General features: G+C 68.6%; 3 protein-coding genes and 1 pseudogene. 2 read left to right on the top strand and 2 right to left on the bottom strand.

All coding sequences use genetic code 11. The annotated features are described in order from the left end of the window. Window positions 1–58: 58 nt before the first annotated feature. Both HUK84_RS16465 and HUK84_RS16470 read right to left on the bottom strand, forming a co-directional pair. Window positions 59–697: an SCO family protein gene (locus HUK84_RS16465; RefSeq protein WP_176641244.1), complete on the bottom strand. Its 639-nt coding sequence runs from the start codon at window positions 695–697 to the stop codon at window positions 59–61. 51 nt (window positions 698–748) lie between these two features. Further along, window positions 749–1,267: a hypothetical protein gene (locus HUK84_RS16470; RefSeq protein ID WP_176641245.1), complete on the bottom strand. Its 519-nt coding sequence runs from the start codon at window positions 1,265–1,267 to the stop codon at window positions 749–751. Window positions 1,268–1,441: 174 nt separating this feature from the next. Between HUK84_RS16470 and HUK84_RS16475 the strand changes: the two genes are divergently transcribed. Together HUK84_RS16475 and HUK84_RS23300 are read left to right on the top strand one after the other, a co-directional pair. After that, on the top strand, window positions 1,442–1,792 hold the full coding sequence (locus tag HUK84_RS16475) for a cupredoxin domain-containing protein (RefSeq protein ID WP_176641246.1): 351 nt from the start codon (window positions 1,442–1,444) through the stop codon (window positions 1,790–1,792). 1 nt (window position 1,793) lies between these two features. After that, window positions 1,794–1,940: pseudogene (locus HUK84_RS23300) on the top strand (FTR1 family iron permease); the annotation flags it as partial.

Below are 1,940 nucleotides of genomic sequence, written 5' to 3' on the forward strand. Positions count from 1 at the left end.
GGCGATGGCGGTCGGGCGCCGTTTTCGCCTGGGGTGACGAGTGCCCTGGGATGAGGGATCAGGACGCGGGCGGCAGCAGCCGGCGCAGGCGGGCGGCGATCTCGCCCGCGTCGGCGTCGACCGGGAACAGCGAGACCAGCCGGTTGTCCCCGTCCATCAGATACAGCACCGAGCTGTGATCCATCAGGTAGCCGTCCGGCGCCCGGGCGTCCGGATGGCGGCGCGCCATGGCGCGGAATTCCGCCAGCATATGGTCGATATCCGCCGCATTGCCGGTCAGGCCCACGATCCGGGGCGAAAAGGCGGCGACGTAGCGGTGCAGCGCCGCCGGCGTGTCGCGCTGCGGATCGACCGAGACGAACAGGGGCACGATGTCATCCTGCCGGGGCCCCAGCCGGGCCAGGGCCGCGGTGACGGTGGAGAGGGTCAGCGGACAGACATCGACGCAGTGGGTATAGCCGAAATAGACCAGCGTGTAGCGGCCGTGGAACGAATCCTGCGACACGATGCGGCCCTGGTCGTTCACCAGCACGTAATCGCCGCCGATCCGGGGCGGCGTGCCGGCGCCGATCGCGGCGCGGTACAGCGCGGCGGCGCCCAGCAGGCATATTCCGGCCAGCGCGACCGCCAGCCCGGCCCGCCTGTCCCGCGATCCGTTCCGCCTCTTGCTCTTCTGCCTGTCCTGCCGCCGTGTCATGGCCCGATTATAGGCGCCTGGCCGCCCGGAGCCCAATAGCGGGGCCGGCGGTCAGCGCAGAAAGACCTTCGGCACGCCCTCGCTGTTCAGGCAGGACATCACGATCACGCCGCTCCACAGCAGCAGCGACAGGCCGGCGGCGGCGCGCGCGCGCAGCATGCCGGCCGGGCCGCCGCCCAGCGCCGGCATATAGACCCGGCGGTGGCAGAAGGCGGCCAGCGCCAGCGCCAGCGCGATCAGCAGCAGCTTGGGCGTCAGATAGCCCCGGCTGCCGATATGCACCGGGTCGTAGAAGAACAGCCCCACGCCGCTGAGCATCGCCACGGCGAACAGCGTGTGCAGCCAGGGCACGATCAGCCGGGTGATCGCGGCCAGCGCGGCATGGCCGTTGCGGCGGAACAAAGCGGCGCCGAAGATCATGTCGATGCCGAAGAAGCCGGACATGCTGATGATGTGAACGATCCGGACCAGGTAGTGAACCGGCTGCATCCAGTAATGGTACATCCGGCTGTCGAGTGCGATCAGCACGGCATAGGGCAGGCGCATGAACGCGAAAGGATGGGACATCATGGGTTTCCGCAGCGGCGAACGCGTCACCGCATAGCACGTCAAGTTGACAGTGCGAACCAGTCGCATTAGCAGCGAAGCACGATTCTGCTGGATCCGCCCATGCGTGCCGCGCCTTTCTTCCGTCCGCGCCTCTCTTTCGCCCCGGCGCGCCGCGCCCGCGGCCCGATGGCCGTCATGCGCCTGATCCTGGCGGCGGGCGCGGCGGGCATGGTCCTGTCCCCGGCCGCCGCCCTGGCGCAGGACCCGGTGCATCTGGTGGTGAAGAACCATCATTTCAGCCCGGACCATGTGACCGTCCCGGCCGGTCAGCGCTTTCTGATGACGCTGACCAACCAGGACGACACGGTGGACGAATTCGAGAGCTATGACATGAAGTTCGAGAAGATCGTCGTGCAGGGCGGCACGATCACCGTCCATGCCGGGCCGCTGCATCCCGGCACCTATAAATTCTTCGACGATTATCATCCCGACCTGGCCACGGGCACGGTGACCGCGGACGGCGCAGGGCAGGAAGGAACGCACTGAGATGCTGGGCAGTCTGCTGATCGTCTTTCGCGAGGTGATGGAAGCCGGGCTGATCGTCGGCATCGTGCTGGCCGCCACGCGCGGTATTGCCGGGCGCGGCCTGGGGGTCGCGGGCGGGATCGGGGCCGGGGTGCTGGGGGCGGCGATC

Origin of the sequence: Nguyenibacter vanlangensis, assembly GCF_013376155.1 — a bacterium.
GTDB lineage: Bacteria > Pseudomonadota > Alphaproteobacteria > Acetobacterales > Acetobacteraceae > Gluconacetobacter > Gluconacetobacter vanlangensis.

Coding starts and splice junctions, on each gene's coding strand:
- HUK84_RS16475 (WP_176641246.1), top strand. CDS start 1,442: ATGCGCCTGATCCTGGCGGCGGGCGCGGCGGGCATGGTCCTGTCCCCG.
- HUK84_RS16465 (WP_176641244.1), bottom strand. CDS start 697: ATGACACGGCGGCAGGACAGGCAGAAGAGCAAGAGGCGGAACGGATCG.
- HUK84_RS16470 (WP_176641245.1), bottom strand. CDS start 1,267: ATGATGTCCCATCCTTTCGCGTTCATGCGCCTGCCCTATGCCGTGCTG.